Below are 16,843 nucleotides of genomic sequence, written 5' to 3' on the forward strand. Positions count from 1 at the left end.
CAATTCGATAATCATGCGCTCACCTTTGAAAGGTTTCAATCCCTGATAGGGAGTTAGGTTAATTGCGGCATAGGGCGGCAATGGTTGAAGCCATACGATCGCAGGTCAATGTTTCAATCCCTGATAGGGAGTTAGGTTAATTGCGGCTTTCTTTGGCAAGTCCCCACATCAAAGGGAGAGTTTCAATCCCTGATAGGGAGTTAGGTTAATTGCGGCCAGTGCGAGTGTGAGCAACAATAATTGAGAAGCACTCGTTTCAATCCCTGATAGGGAGTTAGGTTAATTGCGGCTGAAGACTGCGAAGACTTTTACGAAGAATGGGCAGGTTTCAATCCCTGATAGGGAGTTAGGTTAATTGCGGCTTTGGAATTTTTGACAAAACGGGGTAGCCATGAGCCGTTTCAATCCCTGATAGGGAGTTAGGTTAATTGCGGCACACCAACACCCGCACTGGCCGCGCTCCCACAAGTTTCAATCCCTGATAGGGAGTTAGGTTAATTGCGGCCCGCCCAGCCGTAAAGTTCTCTCTATTCGGTATATAGTTTCAATCCCTGATAGGGAGTTAGGTTAATTGCGGCATCAAAAATTCGTTACTTGACAAACAGTTGGGACAGGTAGGTTTCAATCCCTGATAGGGAGTTAGGTTAATTGCGGCTCTAATAATATCGGGCCCGATGTGATGCAGTTGACAAAAAATCAAGTTTCAATCCCTGATAGGGAGTTAGGTTAATTGCGGCCAAACCACCGAGAGACAGCAGCCTCGGATTCCAAAAAGTTTCAATCCCTGATAGGGAGTTAGGTTAATTGCGGCTAAAGTTTGTAAAATCTACATACGTGTTGGATATCAATGTTTCAATCCCTGATAGGGAGTTAGGTTAATTGCGGCTTTGGCGATCGCGATTTTGTGTGGCGGTTGTACGAGTTTCAATCCCTGATAGGGAGTTAGGTTAATTGCGGCCAGACCAAGATTGATGTTCCCGGGCGATGTAAACGCGTTTCAATCCCTGATAGGGAGTTAGGTTAATTGCGGCAATGGTTTTTTCGGTTCCCAAGTTTTCAGCAATTACTGTTTCAATCCCTGATAGGGAGTTAGGTTAATTGCGGCCTAGATGCAATGGGCGATCGTTTTGCGGCTCTGCTCAAGTTTCAATCCCTGATAGGGAGTTAGGTTAATTGCGGCCTAATTCTCTCAAGGATTACGTTAGCCAGCTTACGGTTTCAATCCCTGATAGGGAGTTAGGTTAATTGCGGCACGGACGCTAGAGACAACTACTGCGGAACAGATGAAGTTTCAATCCCTGATAGGGAGTTAGGTTAATTGCGGCACGAGGAGGAATAATGTTACCAAAACTAAATCTTGTTTCAATCCCTGATAGGGAGTTAGGTTAATTGCGGCTCGAGATGCGTCCGCCAGCGGGGGCGGTAGCAGTGTTTCAATCCCTGATAGGGAGTTAGGTTAATTGCGGCTGCCATCGCCAATATTGTCGATTCGTCTGTAGGTTAGTTCCCCCGTCGGCGGTTTCAATCCCTGATAGGGAGTTAGGTTAATTGCGGCGTGCAGGAAGCTAATCGTTTACAAGGAAAGATTTAAAGTTTCAATCCCTGATAGGGAGTTAGGTTAATTGCGGCGTATTGAGTTAATATCCCGTTCCCAGGCCACGACATTAAGTTTCAATCCCTGATAGGGAGTTAGGTTAATTGCGGCCCAGCAAAGTCAAGTCGATCGAGGCTGCCTACCGCGTGTTTCAATCCCTGATAGGGAGTTAGGTTAATTGCGGCCCGTTTTTGTCGGTTTGAGTTTCGATCGCCTGCGTTTCAATCCCTGATAGGGAGTTAGGTTAATTGCGGCGCAAGAGTTTCAAAGTTAAAAATCATCTGGCCCGTTTCAATCCCTGATAGGGAGTTAGGTTAATTGCGGCCAAACGGTTAAACGCTGTATTCAAAGGTCAAGCTTTGTTTCAATCCCTGATAGGGAGTTAGGTTAATTGCGGCCAGACAAACTTTACCTCTTAGCGGGTTTATCGCATGTTTCAATCCCTGATAGGGAGTTAGGTTAATTGCGGCTCAAACAATCAGAAGTAAAATTAAGAAAAGTTGTGTTTCAATCCCTGATAGGGAGTTAGGTTAATTGCGGCTTCGCCACCGTATATGAAGGGAACATTTGCGACAGCCGCAAGTTTCAATCCCTGATAGGGAGTTAGGTTAATTGCGGCTGAAAAAGAGTTCAATGGGCGCATTGTTTGAGCCTGAGGTTTCAATCCCTGATAGGGAGTTAGGTTAATTGCGGCCTTAGTTTGTGTTAATATGAATCCATAAACCAGTCTCCAGTTTCAATCCCTGATAGGGAGTTAGGTTAATTGCGGCCAAACACGACTCAAGCAGCAAGCACCGCTTTTGTGTTTCAATCCCTGATAGGGAGTTAGGTTAATTGCGGCCTGATGTTATATGAAACACCCTCAGTCGCGAAAGATTTGTTTCAATCCCTGATAGGGAGTTAGGTTAATTGCGGCCCGGTTAACGAGCGCACCCATAATTGAGTTTTCGCGCGTTTCAATCCCTGATAGGGAGTTAGGTTAATTGCGGCTCACTAAAAATAAACTTAATCCCAAGCCCCATGATTACAAACGGTTTCAATCCCTGATAGGGAGTTAGGTTAATTGCGGCTTTACCAAGCCCTTCTCCTGCTCCTTCTGGAAATTGGAAGGTTTCAATCCCTGATAGGGAGTTAGGTTAATTGCGGCTTGTATTGCTGTCTAGTGTTCTGAGAAAATATTGAGTTTCAATCCCTGATAGGGAGTTAGGTTAATTGCGGCACTGGGATTTTCCCACCCACGATCGCCCCTAAGCAAAGTTTCAATCCCTGATAGGGAGTTAGGTTAATTGCGGCCATTGCGCGACTTAGAGATAGACGAAACATTTATCAAAGTTTCAATCCCTGATAGGGAGTTAGGTTAATTGCGGCCGATGGAAATGGTAATTTCTGGAAAAGATCCCAAGTTTCAATCCCTGATAGGGAGTTAGGTTAATTGCGGCTCAAAGAAGTTGCCACAATACTAGGCATCCTCAACGGAAGTTTCAATCCCTGATAGGGAGTTAGGTTAATTGCGGCAGCCCGTTCCAGAAGCCTTGCTGTATTTGGTTTTCAAGGTTCAGTTCCGTGAATCTAAAACAAAAGTACCATTTGGGCCTTCGACTTGTCAATACCCAATTTTTCATATTCACCCCAAAGCCTTATCATGTAATACTTTCAGCCTTTCCGTGAATCTTTTTTTCAGACAGAGAGCCTCAAACCCTTGCAGCACAGACATTGTAGCCCCACAAATTAACACCTCAAATTTAACACCTACCCATTCACGGATTTTCCACCCAAAAACAGACATCAACCGAATCACCACTTACCCAAAGCCCCCCAAACAGTACCCGAAACCACCCCCCAAATCGCCCCCAAACCAGCCCCCACGATCGCCCCCGCCACAGGCCCCAACTCCACCGGCACCCCAGCGCTAACAGCCGGAAACATCGCAGACACCCCCGCACCCAACACAGCACCCGCAAAAGTCCCCAAAAAACTGCCCCAAATCGCCCCCAAACTCCCACCCCTCACCCCCGAAGGCTGAAACGAAATCGGCAGCTTCGGCGCAAACCCGCAAAAACCCAACAAACCCCCAGAAACCACACCCCCAACAGAACCCACACCAGCCGCCACGATCGCCACACCCAGCAACAAACCCGCAAACTCATTCAGCGGCCGCATCTGGACACCGTATTGCTGCCAAACCACCAGCCCAGCCCCCAAAAAAACACCAGCCAGAGTCCCCACAAACGAACCCCAGACAGCCCCCAAATACCCTCCCCGCCGGCCCCACACCCTCCCCGCCGGCAGCGCCAGAGGAGGCTGAAAAGTTGCCCAAACACAGCCCCAGACAGCACCAACCCCCGCCCCAGCCAAAATCCTCTCCCCGATCCCCGGAGTGCTATTAATTGCGCCAAACACCGCACCGCCGATCGCCGCCAACAAAAAAGCCCCCCAAGTCGCCCCCACCAAAACTCCGCCCCACTTCCGCCAAATCTGATTCGGCGGCAAAGTAAAAACCCCCCACATCACCCCAAAAAAACAGCCCCAAATCGAACCAACAAAAATCGCCCCCAAAATAGCACTGCCCCCCTCAGCTATTGCCGAATAAATCCCCCCGATCGCCGCCAAACACAAACTACCCCAAACACCACCCCAAGCAGCATCCTGAAAAATGCGCTCAAACTTGCCCACCGGAAGCTGAGGCGCTGGAGTCCGACTCCGAGAAGACATCGGCATCGGTAGCAAGGGCACTGCGTACTGGCCGATGGGGCGTGAAAGCCCCGTGGACGCTTGTTGTCGGCGCACTGCGGGCTGGGGTACGACAGGCGGTGGTTGGGGCTTTTTACGCTTAATTTTCGCGGGCTGCAAGTGCAATCCGTTGCTGATTGCTTGCCGCGAAGGAAACGGATCGCGCCCTTTCAGGAGTTTTGCCCGATCGCACCAAGGGCACCGACTCAGATGATTTCCGTATTTATGCTGACTGTTTTTGCTGCAAGTTACCAAAGCATCTTCCGCTTCCCGAATCGCATTCACCCAAGTTTTCGCATCCGGGCGCGCCGCAGGATTGCCGTGCCCTTCCTCAAAACAGCGGATAAACATCTGCCGCAGTCGCGGATGCAGCATCTCAAAAGGAGGCGCAGCCGGCATCGGGCGGTAGGGAATCCGTTTCGTACCTGTAGGGAAATGGCCCGATCGAATTCTCGCTTCCAAAGACGGCGGTTCATCGCTACCGAGATAAACTCCCGCAAACGGATGCGTACCTTCCATCAGCAATTGAAAAATTAATACCGCTAAACCGAACAAATCGTGCTCTGGAGATCGATCGATATCGCGGAAAGTCTGCCCCTGCAACTCCGGCGGCGTAAACTCCGGTTTCCCCACGGGACACCGATAAACGTAACCCGTATAAGGATCGCGCACTTGAAACGAATCCGTGTCCACCAGCGTTACCAGCGCCGTATCCGTCACCAGAATGTTCGACTCGTTTACGTCGCCGATGACGTAACCCCTGACGTGGAGGGCGTTTACAGCCGAGGCGAGGTTTCTGGCGGTACGGTGGAGGTAAAGATAGCTAAATAGCGGTTTTTGTTCGCGCCTGGTTTTGGGAGTGTAGAAAGTGTGTACCGGCATCACTTTGTTGACGCGCGGCATCACAAAACCGACGATTTTTTCTCGCCCGCCGACAGTATGCAGCAAATCGATCGGCCAAGCAATGGAAGCGTGTCCCGGTTCCGCGATCGGCGCATCCGGCGGCATACTGAACATGACTGTGAGTTTGTCGCCGTCTTCGTCTGTCGGTTTGTGGTAGATTTTTGCTACAAGGGACGAGTCTTGGGCGATCGGGTAGATGCGACCTTCACCCCCACTGGCGATCGCGGTTTTGGTGTCGATCGCAATCAGTTGTCCGCTAAATTGGCGCTGCAACTGCATAGAATTCGCTTAGGGTATGGGGGCATCAATCGATTTTAGATTTTAGATTTTGGATTTTAGATTAAAGAAAGCTACCCCACTGATAAATCCGTAATTCTATTTTATTGTGGGGAGTAGGGGTTGGGCAGGAGAGCCCGCCCTGGAAAATTCAGCAACAGGCTACGAGGGCCTGTTCCACGATAATTCTATTTTATTGTGGATTGGGCAGGAGAGCCCGCCCTGGAAAACTCAGCAACAGGCTAAGAGGGCCTGTTCCACAATAGTTCAATTTTATTGTGGGGAGTAGGGATTGGGCAGGAGAGCCCGTCCTGGAAAACTCAGCAACAGGCTAGGAGGGCCTGTTCCACAATAGTTCAATTTTGCAGTTGTGCTTACAATTGATTCGGATCGATGCCCATTCCTCGGAGTCTTGCTTCCAAAGCTTGCGATCGCGATCGTTCTTGTTCCAGCAGCATTTCTGCCTGTTCGGCCCGGATCTGTTCTTGTTCGGCCCGCGCCTCAGCTTGCTGGATCAGTCGATCGAGTTCCACAAAACTCCTAAACGGTTCTCCAGAGGGCCCGAACATTTCGAGTCCTGTTTCTGATAACTGAAACCGCACTCCCAGTCTCGGACTTACCCAACCATCAATTTGTTCGATCGGTTCTAATTTTCCCTCAGCCCGCAACCATCCTATCAGTTCCAATTTTTCTGGATCGTACAAATAGTATTCTTCCACACCATAGCGTTCGTAAAATTGAAATTTTTGCATCATCGGAGTCAGACGATTTCCCCGCGACCAAATTTCAAATGCGACTTGTGGCGCAATATCATTTTCATACCACTGTTGATAGGAACCTCGATATCCTTTGGGGATGCCAAAAACTGCCATTACATCTGGTGCTTGAGACAGTTTGTTATTGCCTTCCACCGGATACCAAAGCAAGTCACCTGCTACAAAAACATTTGGATTGTCGGCAAACAGCAATTCTAAGTTTTCTTTAATCCAAACAATTAATCGAAACTGATCCGTATTGTTTGACATCGGTTCGCCGTTATCGTCGGGGTAGATGATATTTGATTTTTCGGGAGATTGCAGTTGTGTAACCATTGCTGTTTCCCCAATTTTTTTGACAAGTTGATTTTATTTTAGTCGATCGCCTGTTTCCTCTTCGAGTTCGTCAACTGCGGTTTGGATAAAGTTATCCACCAGCCAGTCGCGGGTACGCGAGAAATTGCTTCTCAATTCCAGGTACTGACTGCCTAGTTTTGCCTTAAAGTCTTTGGGGAAAATCTCTTTCGCCACTAACATATTTTTCCAGCGAGTTAGCTGGCTGGCGTTGCGTTCGGGAAAACGGTTGTACAAATAGTCGATCGCGATCGCATCTAGAATATCTGCACCCAGGATTTCCCGGCGTTTTACCTCGTTTTCCGGCCCTGTTTGTCGCCGCTGAGTTATCTCCCCATGCTGGCTAACATTTGGTTCTATCAAGTGCTGAATCAGCCAGTTTCCCCCACGAAAAAAATCGCGGCCGAACTCTAAGTAAATCGCGCCAAACAAAGCTTCACAAGTCTCATAAAAAACTCTATTGCGATCGCTTTCTTCTGTTTCTATTCCATTCCATACGCGCCAACCTAGTTCATTTAATTTCAAATTTTGTGCAAAATCCGCAAGTTTTTTGGGTTCTGCTAAACGAGCTTTTAAGGTTGAGATAGCATCGGGATCTAGTTCTGGATATTCGCGGTAGAGGTAATCGGTAACAATAGCACCGAAAATCGCTCTCCCTAGGAGTGACAGGCGTTGGTACTTAACCTCTTGCCAAGCGGGAGACTCCTCCGGGCGATCGGAGTAATAGCTGGTAGAGTAACGGCAATTTAAGGCAATTTCCAGCAGTTTTGTCTGCTGAAAGCTGGAAATGTCGATCGCTGCTTTGACTGCTTCAATATCTACCTTTTTATTTTTTATTAGCTCTAATTCTTCTTCACATTTTCCCCACTTTTCCAACCAATCACCGCCCGCATCTTCCACATACAAATCCACAAAATCTACCCCGTAATTCATCCATTCATCCTGCATTTTTCTGGCTGCTTCCAGTTCTTCCCAGACTTTTTGCAAGTTATTTTCAACGGTATGTGTACCTTGTAATGTCATAGTATTTGATTTTGATGTAATTAGATTTTATTTCCAACAATTTCACCGCAATTAAATCAAATCTCAATTCAATTTAGGCAGACTTGCTAGTTATTTCACCCGATTGATTGCTGCGGTAAATGTTCCCATTGCTTAGCCTTCGTATCAAGCACCTCTTGCCAGCGTCTGGCAAACCGCTCCCGGAAACAGAAAAGGGGAGGAAAAATCTTGCTCTGTTTTCCCTTTTCCCGAAGCAGGCTGGAGGTTAGGTTTTTGGCATTGTCGAAAATTGTGCAATATGTGAGTTAGTCAAATTTTTTTTCACAGAGTTTGGAGCAGTCGAACTATTCTCAGCAGCAGATATGCTTGATTTACGGGAACTTGAGGTAACGACCTGCGGGCAAATTATCACTATTATATAATGCTATATTAACTAACTGATTCAGGAAATTTGCATCGTTTTTATCATAACTTAAAAATAATCCTCTGTCAATCCCCCAATCTTGAAGAGTTTGTTGCCAATTATGATATTTTTGTTCAGAGAATTCATCCGAAAGAGTTGTGACTTGAATGCAGAGGGGCTGCTGTTGGCGGCTGCTAACGATCGAATCGGTTGCCATAGAAAGATCTGCAACATATCGATACAAAACAGTGCCTTGGCGATCGACAATTCGGGCTGCGATCGCCCGAATGACGAGATCGTCAGCCGGATCGAATTGGCCGGCTTTGAGTTTTTGTTTCCAGATGTAAAATTTGCGATCGTTTTCGCTCAGCCATTTAGGAAACAGATAGCTGTACCAATACCTTTCCCCCGGCGTCATTAACTCAAACGCAGCTTGCTGTTCTCTTTCCGAAGGTAGAGATTGAACAGCCAGCCAAACCTGAGAATCTCGGATAAGCTGCAGCAAAAAAGCCATCACAAATTTTTTAGCCGTTAGCGAACCGGGTTTAATATCTTTCACCCAGCGATTGATTTCATCCAATCTTCTCGCCAAACTCGGATCTATTGGATCTGCGGCGATAATTAGGGAGTTGAGCTTATCCTTAATCTCTTGTGCTTGCAAACGACGACCTACTGTACAAACTAAAGCAGAATTGTTGACACCTCGATTTTATTATAGAACCGCGCCAAATTTTCACCGCTGATGAGCTTGAACGCATTAGACTTGTTGCAAGATTCAGAATCGGAAATTTTTAACCGCAGATCGACGCCAATTCACGCAGAGGGTGTTGGCTTTGGCAAAATGTTTATTTTTAATTGTCCTGTGCCTCCGAACGCGCAAAAGTTGCTAACAATAATGTTAAGTCATCATCGGTGCGTTCGGAAACGCGGGGCGATCGCAAAAATGACTCTAACTGCTGTTTCGCATCTTCTTCTTCTTTCCACTCGCCAGAAAACCGAAACAAAGGCGCAAAAAACGGGCCGTGCGGCGTGCCTTCTGGGATTTTGAGCGCTAGCATTTGCAAGCCGTCGGAAAAAACGGCTAAGTGCCGCAGTTTTTCCCGAAGTACCTGAAATTGGGCTGTTTCGATCGCATTCGGCGAAATCAAAAAGATAGTTTCGTTGATGTATTCGCCGCAGGGGGGTACAGTCAGGGCGATCGCATTTCCTGCACTATCACCTGCTACCGCCGCACCGTCGCCGATTTGAGCAACTGCGATTAATTCCGGCGTAGCAACAACCGCAATTAAAGTGCAGGCTAAATCTCTCGCAGCCACTTCCCGCACTGCCGCTTCTGCTTCCACCTGCGCCCGCGCAACTTGCAGTGATGCTGTCAAGAATACCTGCCATTCATCGTCATTTTGAGGCAGCCTTTCCTGTTGCTGGCCAATCGTTTCGACAACCGCTTCCACAGCAATTTTTGCCCCAACTTCTGCGAGTGCTGCGGAACCCGCGCCATCGGCAACTGCTGCCGCTAAAACACCGTTTGGCAAGAGACGCCAGCAGTGGGCATCTTGACAAGGCTGCGCTCTTTTTTCGTGGCTCGTACCTATCACCGATGCCGCTACAACTTGCCAATTGAAGGATGAATTCTCCATTAATTACTCTTTAATTCAAAACTTAGTAAATTCACAACTATGCAAAGTTAGGGCTGGTTTATTTATCCCTAATTATATAGGGCGATGCACACCACACCTTACTAATTATGTAGGGCGATGTACACCGCACCTTATCGCTTGTCACTAATGACCAGTGATTTCCAACTAATGACTAAACAGTTCCCCATCCGGGTGGTGGCAGTGCTACTTGTTCATCAATTTTTGAGTGAGAAACTCTCTGCATACTAGCCGACAGCCAGATGAACATCTCTCTAAAGTCTAATCCTCTCAATTTTACAGGCGTGCGCTCCACAATTTGCGCGAGACGAGGAATATTAGCACCTTCAACTCCGACTGCAAAAAATGCCACGCGCTTGTTAGTTTCTTCCTCTTTAATCCGCTGTGCTGCTATTTCCACAACATCGTCAGATTCGCCTTGAGGTTCGCCGTCAGTAATCATAAATACCCACGGGCGGTAGTAGGTAATGCCGTTGTTGCGGTATTCCGATTTGCGGGCCGCAATGGTATCTAATGCTAGCTGAATGCCGGCGCCCATGTGGGTTTGTCCTTGAGCTGTCAGCAGCGGCGTCTCGAACTGGTCGGCCGTCACGAAGTCTTGCACGACTTTGATTTGATTGTCAAATGAAATAATCGCGACTTCGACTCGCTTTTTAGCTAGTTCGTCTTTAATTAGGTCATTCCTAAAAATTTCCAGCCCCTCATTCAAGGCATCTATGGGTGCGCCTTGCATGGAGCCGGAGGTGTCCAGCAGGAGGACGCAGGGACAGCGCGGCTCTGGGTTTTCGGCAAATTCTACGGCTTCGTCTAGTCTCATGGTTCGGGGTTGACCTGGGAGTGGCTCGATTTCTAGGTTTGTTACTTTACTGTATCAAGTCAGCAACAAAATTAAGTGCAAATTGCTAGGGCGATCGCATTTTACCATTTACCTGAATCGATTTGAGATTTTTAATTGTAGATTTGAGATTTTAGAATTGGATGTCTGCGGTCAAAAAAACAAATTCATTCCTACCTGTGGTAATATAGACTAATAGTATTACTGCAAAATAAGGATAAATCTTATGATTGCAACAGTCACACAGCAATTAACCTTTGACCAATTCCTTGTAGAATGTCCAGAAGATGGACGTTATGAACTGGTAAATGGAGAAATAGTAGAGATGAATTCCACAAGAAATCATGATGATGTTGCTGATTTTACGTCTGACTCATTTAAAGATGAAATTAAACGGCTAAGTTTAAATTATGTAGTCAAAAATACCGCCGTTATCAGAACTGTAAGTAAAGCCGGCATCGAACAAGGGCGGAGACCGGATGTCAGCGTAATCGATCGCGATTTGTGGCGATCGAACCGTTCTGCTTATGCTGCATTGCGGGAACCAATTCAATTGGCTGTGGAAGTAACCTCAACAAATTGGGAGGACGATTATACAGACAAATTGGACGAGTATCGGCGTCTCGGAGTTCCTGAGTATTGGATTGTCGATTATTTAGCAATTGGCAGCCGGGAATTTCTGGGAAATCCCAAAGTTCCAACTGTATTTGTTCACCTTTTGGATCCAGATGGCAACTATCAAAGAAGCGCGTTTAAAGGCAGCGAACGAATTGTGTCGCGGACTTTTCCCGAATTAACGCTGACAGCAGAACAAGTGATGAATGTTTAACTTCGGTTAATCCAGCTACCCGACTATTCTCCCTAAAAAAACACTGAAAATATGAAATCTATTTCTGATAAAAAACTTTCCGATCGAAAAGCTATTAGTCCTTGGAGTTACAAACCGTGGTGGTGTCAGCCTTGGTCGATTCTTTTAACTGGTACTAGCCTGATTAGCGGTAGTTGGTTTTTATTAAAAACTGTTTGGATAACTGTTTTAGTCGCGATTCCTTTATTAGCCTGGATGGGTTTTTTCTTGTTACTATGGCCGAGGTTGATGCTGTCTAGCGGGATTCTCGAAAAATATCAGGAATCGGAGATTAAAAGTTGAGACTAAAGCTTTTGATGGGGGGGCAGGATGTCCGCCCCACAATCAAATCTACTCTTTGTGGAACAGGCCGGAAAGCCTGTTCTTAACGGAAGCGCAAGCGAGGCAGAGCAAGAGTGACATCGGTTCCCAGCCAGAGTCTGGGAACCAGTTAACCCTAAACATAGGGTGTTTCGCCCTCTAGGCTTGCGGGTAATAGTCTTGAATTGCTTTTACTTCCATCGGGTGAGATTTGAGCGATCGAATTCCGGCTGCTGTCGCTTTGGCACCGGCTATTGTGGTAATAATCGGGATTTTGTAAGTCAAAGCTGTGCGGCGGATAAAGATGCCGTCGGCGCGGGATTCTTCGCCGGAAGGTGTGGTGATAATTAGTTGAATTTTCTCATTTTTGATCGAATCCAACAAATTCGGCCGCCCTTCGTGGAGTTTCAATTCCAAATCTACCTCTAAACCTTGCTCTCGCAAAACTTTGCGTGTTCCGTGAGTTGCAACTACTCGGAAACCCAATTCTAAGAATTCCTTGACAACGGGTACAACTGCTAGTTTGTCCCGATCGCGCATCGAAACCAACACGGTTCCCAACAGCGGCATCTGTTGTCCGGCGCCGAGTTGAGCTTTGGCAAATGCTTTGCCAAAATCGGTGTCAATTCCCATGACTTCGCCGGTCGATCGCATTTCTGGCCCTAACAAAGTATCAGTTCCCGGAAACTTAGCAAAGGGCAATACAGCTTCTTTTACCGAAACATGAGTGGGTACAATCTCTTCAGTAAAACCCAAAGCTTCTAGAGTTTTGCCAGACATGACTCGCGAGGCCATTTTTGCTAAGGGAACTCCGATCGCCTTGGAGACAAAAGGCACTGTTCGAGAAGCGCGCGGGTTAGCTTCCAAAATGAAAACTTCTTCTCCTTGAACGGCAAATTGAATATTCATCAACCCGATTACTTTCAGGGATTTTGCTAATTCTACAGTCCAGCGGCGGATTGTTGCCAAAGCTGCATCAGAAAGTGTTTGGTAAGGGATAGAACAAGCAGAGTCGCCGGAGTGGATTCCCGCTTCCTCAATGTGCTCCATAATACCGCCGATCGTCACATTGCCAGTAACATCGGCGATCGCATCGACATCAACCTCGATCGCATTCTCCAAAAACTTATCAATTAAAATCGGATGATCTGGTTCTACTAGCACGGCATAGGTCATGTAACGTTCCAATTCCGTATCGGAATAAACAATTTCCATAGCTCGCCCGCCCAACACGTAACTCGGCCGCACCACTACCGGATAACCGATCCGTTGAGCTACTATTAAAGCATCCTCAAAACTACGGGCCAAACCGTTAGCAGCTTGCTGAATATCCAACTCGCGCAGAATCTTTTCAAATCGCTCTCTGTCTTCAGCAGTATCAATGGAATCCGGCGAAGTACCCCAAATTTTTGTTTGTACATCGGGGTGATTTTCCAGAGCTTTTTGTAAAGGAAGCGCTAATTTCAGCGGGGTTTGTCCGCCAAACTGAATAATTATTCCTTCGGGATTTTCGGCTTCGATAATGTTGAGAACATCTTCTTTTGTGAGCGGTTCAAAATACAGGCGATCGCTGGTATCGTAATCCGTCGAAACCGTTTCCGGGTTCGAGTTGACCATAATTGTCTCAAAGCCGTCTTCTCCTAGGGAATAGGAAGCGTGACAGCAGCAGTAATCAAACTCAATTCCCTGTCCGATTCGGTTGGGCCCGCCACCTAAAATCATCACTTTTCGCTTGGTAGAAGGCAAAACTTCGGACTCTGGCGCGAGACTGTGGCCCACAGGCGAAACTTTCTTTTCTTCATCGCCCAATTCCCAAATAGCCGCACCCGCTTCGTAGGTGGAATAATAATACGGTGTAAACGCTTCAAATTCAGCGGCACAGGTATCGACTGTTTTGTAAATCGGAATTACGCCTAACTGTTTGCGGTAAGCGCGGACTTGATCTTCCGAGGTTTTGGTGGCGTAAGCAATTTGGCGATCGCTAAAACCCAACTGCTTTACTTCAAACATTGTCTCTTTTGTCAACTGTTCCAACCGCGTTCGTTTCAAGAACTTCTCGGTTTCCAGCAATTCCTGCATTTTATCCAAAAACCAAGGATCGATTCCTGTAAACTCGAAGATATCTTCCACCGACATTCCCATCATCATCGCGTGGCGAACTGTAAAAATGCGATCGGGATTTGGTGTCCGCAATCCGGCGCGAATTTGTTCCAAACTCGGCAACTTTTCCGGTTTGTCGCACCCGAAACCCGCGCGGCCTGTTTCCAATCCCCGCAGCGCTTTTTGAAAGGATTCGTTGAAGCTGCGCCCGATCGCCATTACCTCCCCAACAGACTTCATTTGCGTTGTCAGAGTCGATTCGGAACCGGGGAACTTTTCAAAGGCAAATCGGGGAATCTTCGTCACCACGTAGTCAATTGTCGGCTCAAAAGACGCCGGAGTTTTCTTGGTAATATCGTTGGAAATTTCGTCTAGGCTGTAACCTACCGCTAATTTTGCCGCCATTTTTGCAATAGGGAAACCAGTTGCTTTCGAGGCCAAGGCGGAGGAACGGGAAACCCGAGGGTTCATTTCAATAACGATGAAATCTCCGTTGACTGGATTGACGGCAAATTGAATGTTGGAACCGCCGGTTTCAACTCCGATTTCGCGAATAATTTTCACCGAAGCATCTCGCAGCCGCTGATATTCTTTGTCTGTCAGAGTTTGCGCCGGGGCGACGGTGATCGAATCGCCGGTGTGGACGCCCATCGGGTCGAGATTCTCGATCGAACAAATAATCACCACATTATCTGCCAAATCCCGCATTACTTCCAGTTCGTACTCTTTCCAACCAATCAAAGATTGTTCGATCAAAATTTGCGATACTGGACTGGCATCAATCCCGCCTTGTGCCATTTCTTCAAACTCTTCTTGATTGTAAGAAATGCCGCCTCCCGTGCCGCCCATTGTAAAAGCAGGACGAATAATTAACGGATAACTGCCGATTTGATGCCCAATTGCTTTGGCTTCGTCGAGAGTGTTGGCAATTCCCGAAGGGCAAACTGCAACCCCGATTCGCGCCATCGCTTCCTTAAATAATAGCCGATCTTCGGCCATTTCAATTGCTGGCAACTTAGCACCAATCAACTCGACGTTGTATTTTTCTAAAACGCCATTTTTAGCGACGGCAACTGCTAAATTTAGCGCAGTTTGACCGCCCATAGTCGGTAAAATTGCTTGAGGTCTTTCTTTGGCAATGATTTGTTCGAGGATGGCCGGCGTTAGAGGTTCGATGTAAATGCGATCGGCAGTTTCCGGATCGGTCATAATCGTTGCCGGGTTGGAATTCACCAACACTACTTCAAAACCTTCTTCTCGCAAAGCTTTGCAAGCTTGTGTCCCTGAATAGTCAAATTCGCACGCTTGACCGATAACAATTGGGCCGGAACCAATGAGAAGAATTTTTTTTAAGTCTTGACGACGGGGCATAGGTTCGTAATTGGTAATTGGACAAGGTTGAGGATTAATTTGATACTTTGCTTCACTCTTAGAAACAGGCTTTCTAAGCTGTTCCCCCAAAAGCTTACTCAAAATAGTGCAAGTTTTGTTGTTAATTTGAAATTGTGCACCATTCTCAGCATTTTGGAAGCAGAACCTCGCAACTCCGGCCCACAGACACCCCCAGCTAACCAGAAATATTGATGAGAAAAGGGTGCAGTCGATCGGTAAATCAAGACTATTTTAAGTGTTGCGGTCAAATCGTGTTCTAAAATACACAATCCCTGTATTCCGCCGGATTAATCATTGTAGGGACACTCCAAGAACCCTTCTTCGTGTCAACTTAACGTCTAACCCAATCACAGACTCTTGTTTGAGTATTAAATCTAGATCCCCCCTAGCCCCCCTTAAGAAGGGTGGGACAAGAGTCTTCTCAAAGTCAACCCCTACTCCCCAACAATCAGGGGGATTTAGGGGGATATAGAATTAGCTAAAAGCTAGATTTATCAATGGTTTCATGCGATTGTTGACGCGTTTTGGATCTTGGAGTGTCCCTACCGTATTTATCCTATTTTTAGGCTTTGCGCGATCGGCGAATGAGTACGCTTATCACTTGTCCCGGCTTTGCACCTCGCTGGGGCGGGCTCCAATCCCCGACGGCGGCAAATCCCAGTCGGTACAAGGTGTGGATGGTTTCTAACACGGCTGCGCGGGAACCGACAACCGTTATCCGCACGACTTCCTGTTCGGATACTGCTGAGTCGTCATTTGGACGCGCGGAAAAGTTACCGTCAGGCACGAATTCCTGTGACATAATATGGTCTCCTGGTTTTTGGTTTTCTAGGAAAACCCAAAAACCCAGCCGCCCCGCACGGTAACACAGAGCGGGGCGGCTACAGAGAGTGTTAAAATTCTCCATTAGCCTCCAGACTGGCGCAATCAGTTTGGCGGTTAGCTGTCCATTGCTGTTGGTAGCAGCTTTGGGCAGTGCAACTAGATTTTTGGGCGACGCGGGCTGCTTTCTCTTCGAGCAAAGCAGCCTTAATTTCACAGCGTAGCCGCAGATGGGGGCCGCCGTCTATCGATTTTAGATTTTCTATTTTAGATTTTAGATTGAGATTTTAGATTGAGATGTTCTTCCTGCAACGACTCTCCGTCTCTCCCACCCTCGGCTTCTCCCAGTCTCCCCCTCTCCCCCTCTCCCTCTCCCTCAATCCAACCCACTAGATGAGGGAATGCGCCGAGGAAGGGGTAAAATATGGAATCGTTCCAAAAGCTTAAAATCAAAAATCAAAAATCAAGATATGCCTACAACTCAAGTGCGAATATTCCGTGCACCTGCTGCTTGAGGGCAACCACATCAATTTTAGATTTTAGATTTTAGATTTTAGATTGTCCTGCAACAACTCTCCCCATCTGCTATGCCTAGAACACCCAGCGAATATTCCGTGCACCTGCTGCTTGATGGCGGCCATCGCGAAGAAGTACGTTTCGCAACGCTGCAAGATTTTCAAAAGTGGTACAGCAGTACGCTGGTGCCGAAACAAGATTCAAGAGAATTTCTTAACGTCCCGATTAAAAATATTCAAGGCGAATACATGGTAGTTCGGCCTACCAGCGTTCTCGCAATTCGCGTAGAACCGATATTTACTTCTAGCGTCGAACGATACGAGGAGTAAGGAAAATAA

Annotated in this window: 12 protein-coding genes and 1 CRISPR repeat array (1 of these 13 running past the window's edge); of the genes, 3 read left to right on the forward strand and 9 right to left on the reverse strand. The window is 47.1% G+C overall.

What is annotated here, in order from left to right:
- Positions 1 to 3,109: direct repeats of the CRISPR family, unit length 37 nt; unit sequence GTTTCAATCCCTGATAGGGAGTTAGGTTAATTGCGGC (it extends 2,036 nt beyond the left edge of the window).
- Positions 3,110 to 3,388: 279 nt separating this feature from the next.
- From QUA50_RS07415 to QUA50_RS07440, 6 genes are all read right to left on the reverse strand, one after another.
- Complete coding sequence (locus QUA50_RS07415; RefSeq protein ID WP_333262295.1) at positions 3,389 to 5,506, reverse strand: DNA-binding protein; 2,118 nt, start codon at positions 5,504 to 5,506, stop codon at positions 3,389 to 3,391.
- A gap of 371 nt (positions 5,507 to 5,877) precedes the next feature.
- Positions 5,878 to 6,594 (reverse strand): Uma2 family endonuclease, encoded by a 717-nt coding sequence (locus QUA50_RS07420; protein WP_333262298.1) that lies wholly within the window; start codon positions 6,592 to 6,594, stop codon positions 5,878 to 5,880.
- Positions 6,595 to 6,627: 33 nt separating this feature from the next.
- The gene (locus tag QUA50_RS07425; protein WP_333262301.1) at positions 6,628 to 7,635 is read right to left on the reverse strand and encodes a ribonuclease III domain-containing protein; all 1,008 of its coding nucleotides are present in this window, start codon (positions 7,633 to 7,635) and stop codon (positions 6,628 to 6,630) included.
- A gap of 350 nt (positions 7,636 to 7,985) precedes the next feature.
- Positions 7,986 to 8,678, reverse strand: a complete 693-nt coding sequence (locus tag QUA50_RS07430) for a hypothetical protein (RefSeq protein ID WP_333262304.1) — start codon at positions 8,676 to 8,678, stop codon at positions 7,986 to 7,988.
- Positions 8,679 to 8,868: 190 nt separating this feature from the next.
- The gene (locus QUA50_RS07435; protein WP_333262306.1) at positions 8,869 to 9,654 is read right to left on the reverse strand and encodes a PP2C family serine/threonine-protein phosphatase; all 786 of its coding nucleotides are present in this window, start codon (positions 9,652 to 9,654) and stop codon (positions 8,869 to 8,871) included.
- Positions 9,655 to 9,826: 172 nt separating this feature from the next.
- Entirely contained in the window at positions 9,827 to 10,489 is a 663-nt protein-coding gene (locus QUA50_RS07440; protein ID WP_333262309.1) for a VWA domain-containing protein, read from the reverse strand.
- A 244-nt stretch (positions 10,490 to 10,733) separates the two neighbouring features.
- Between QUA50_RS07440 and QUA50_RS07445 the strand changes: the two genes are divergently transcribed.
- A complete protein-coding gene (locus QUA50_RS07445) occupies positions 10,734 to 11,336 on the forward strand; it encodes a Uma2 family endonuclease (protein ID WP_333262311.1) in 603 nt (200 codons plus the stop codon).
- Between the two features lie 51 nt (positions 11,337 to 11,387).
- Complete coding sequence (locus QUA50_RS07450) at positions 11,388 to 11,657, forward strand: DUF6737 family protein (RefSeq protein WP_333262314.1); 270 nt, start codon at positions 11,388 to 11,390, stop codon at positions 11,655 to 11,657.
- A gap of 177 nt (positions 11,658 to 11,834) precedes the next feature.
- Here QUA50_RS07450 and carB read toward each other — a convergent pair whose 3' ends face one another.
- The 3 genes from carB to QUA50_RS07465 all read right to left on the reverse strand — a co-directional run bounded on the left by carB (position 11,835) and on the right by QUA50_RS07465 (position 16,189).
- Entirely contained in the window at positions 11,835 to 15,146 is a 3,312-nt protein-coding gene (gene carB, locus QUA50_RS07455) for a carbamoyl-phosphate synthase large subunit (protein ID WP_333262452.1), read from the reverse strand.
- Positions 15,147 to 15,729: 583 nt separating this feature from the next.
- Positions 15,730 to 15,969, reverse strand: a complete 240-nt coding sequence (locus QUA50_RS07460) for a hypothetical protein (RefSeq protein WP_333262317.1) — start codon at positions 15,967 to 15,969, stop codon at positions 15,730 to 15,732.
- 91 nt (positions 15,970 to 16,060) lie between these two features.
- A complete protein-coding gene (locus QUA50_RS07465; RefSeq protein WP_333262320.1) occupies positions 16,061 to 16,189 on the reverse strand; it encodes a hypothetical protein in 129 nt (42 codons plus the stop codon).
- A gap of 387 nt (positions 16,190 to 16,576) precedes the next feature.
- On the opposite strand from QUA50_RS07465, the gene QUA50_RS07470 reads away from it, so the two are divergent.
- Positions 16,577 to 16,834, forward strand: coding sequence for a hypothetical protein (locus QUA50_RS07470; RefSeq protein WP_333262323.1), 258 nt, complete (start codon positions 16,577 to 16,579; stop codon positions 16,832 to 16,834).
- Positions 16,835 to 16,843 lie beyond the last annotated feature (9 nt).

This window comes from Microcoleus sp. M2_D5 (assembly GCF_036701935.1).
In the GTDB taxonomy this organism is placed as follows: Bacteria; Cyanobacteriota; Cyanobacteriia; order Cyanobacteriales; family Microcoleaceae; genus Microcoleus.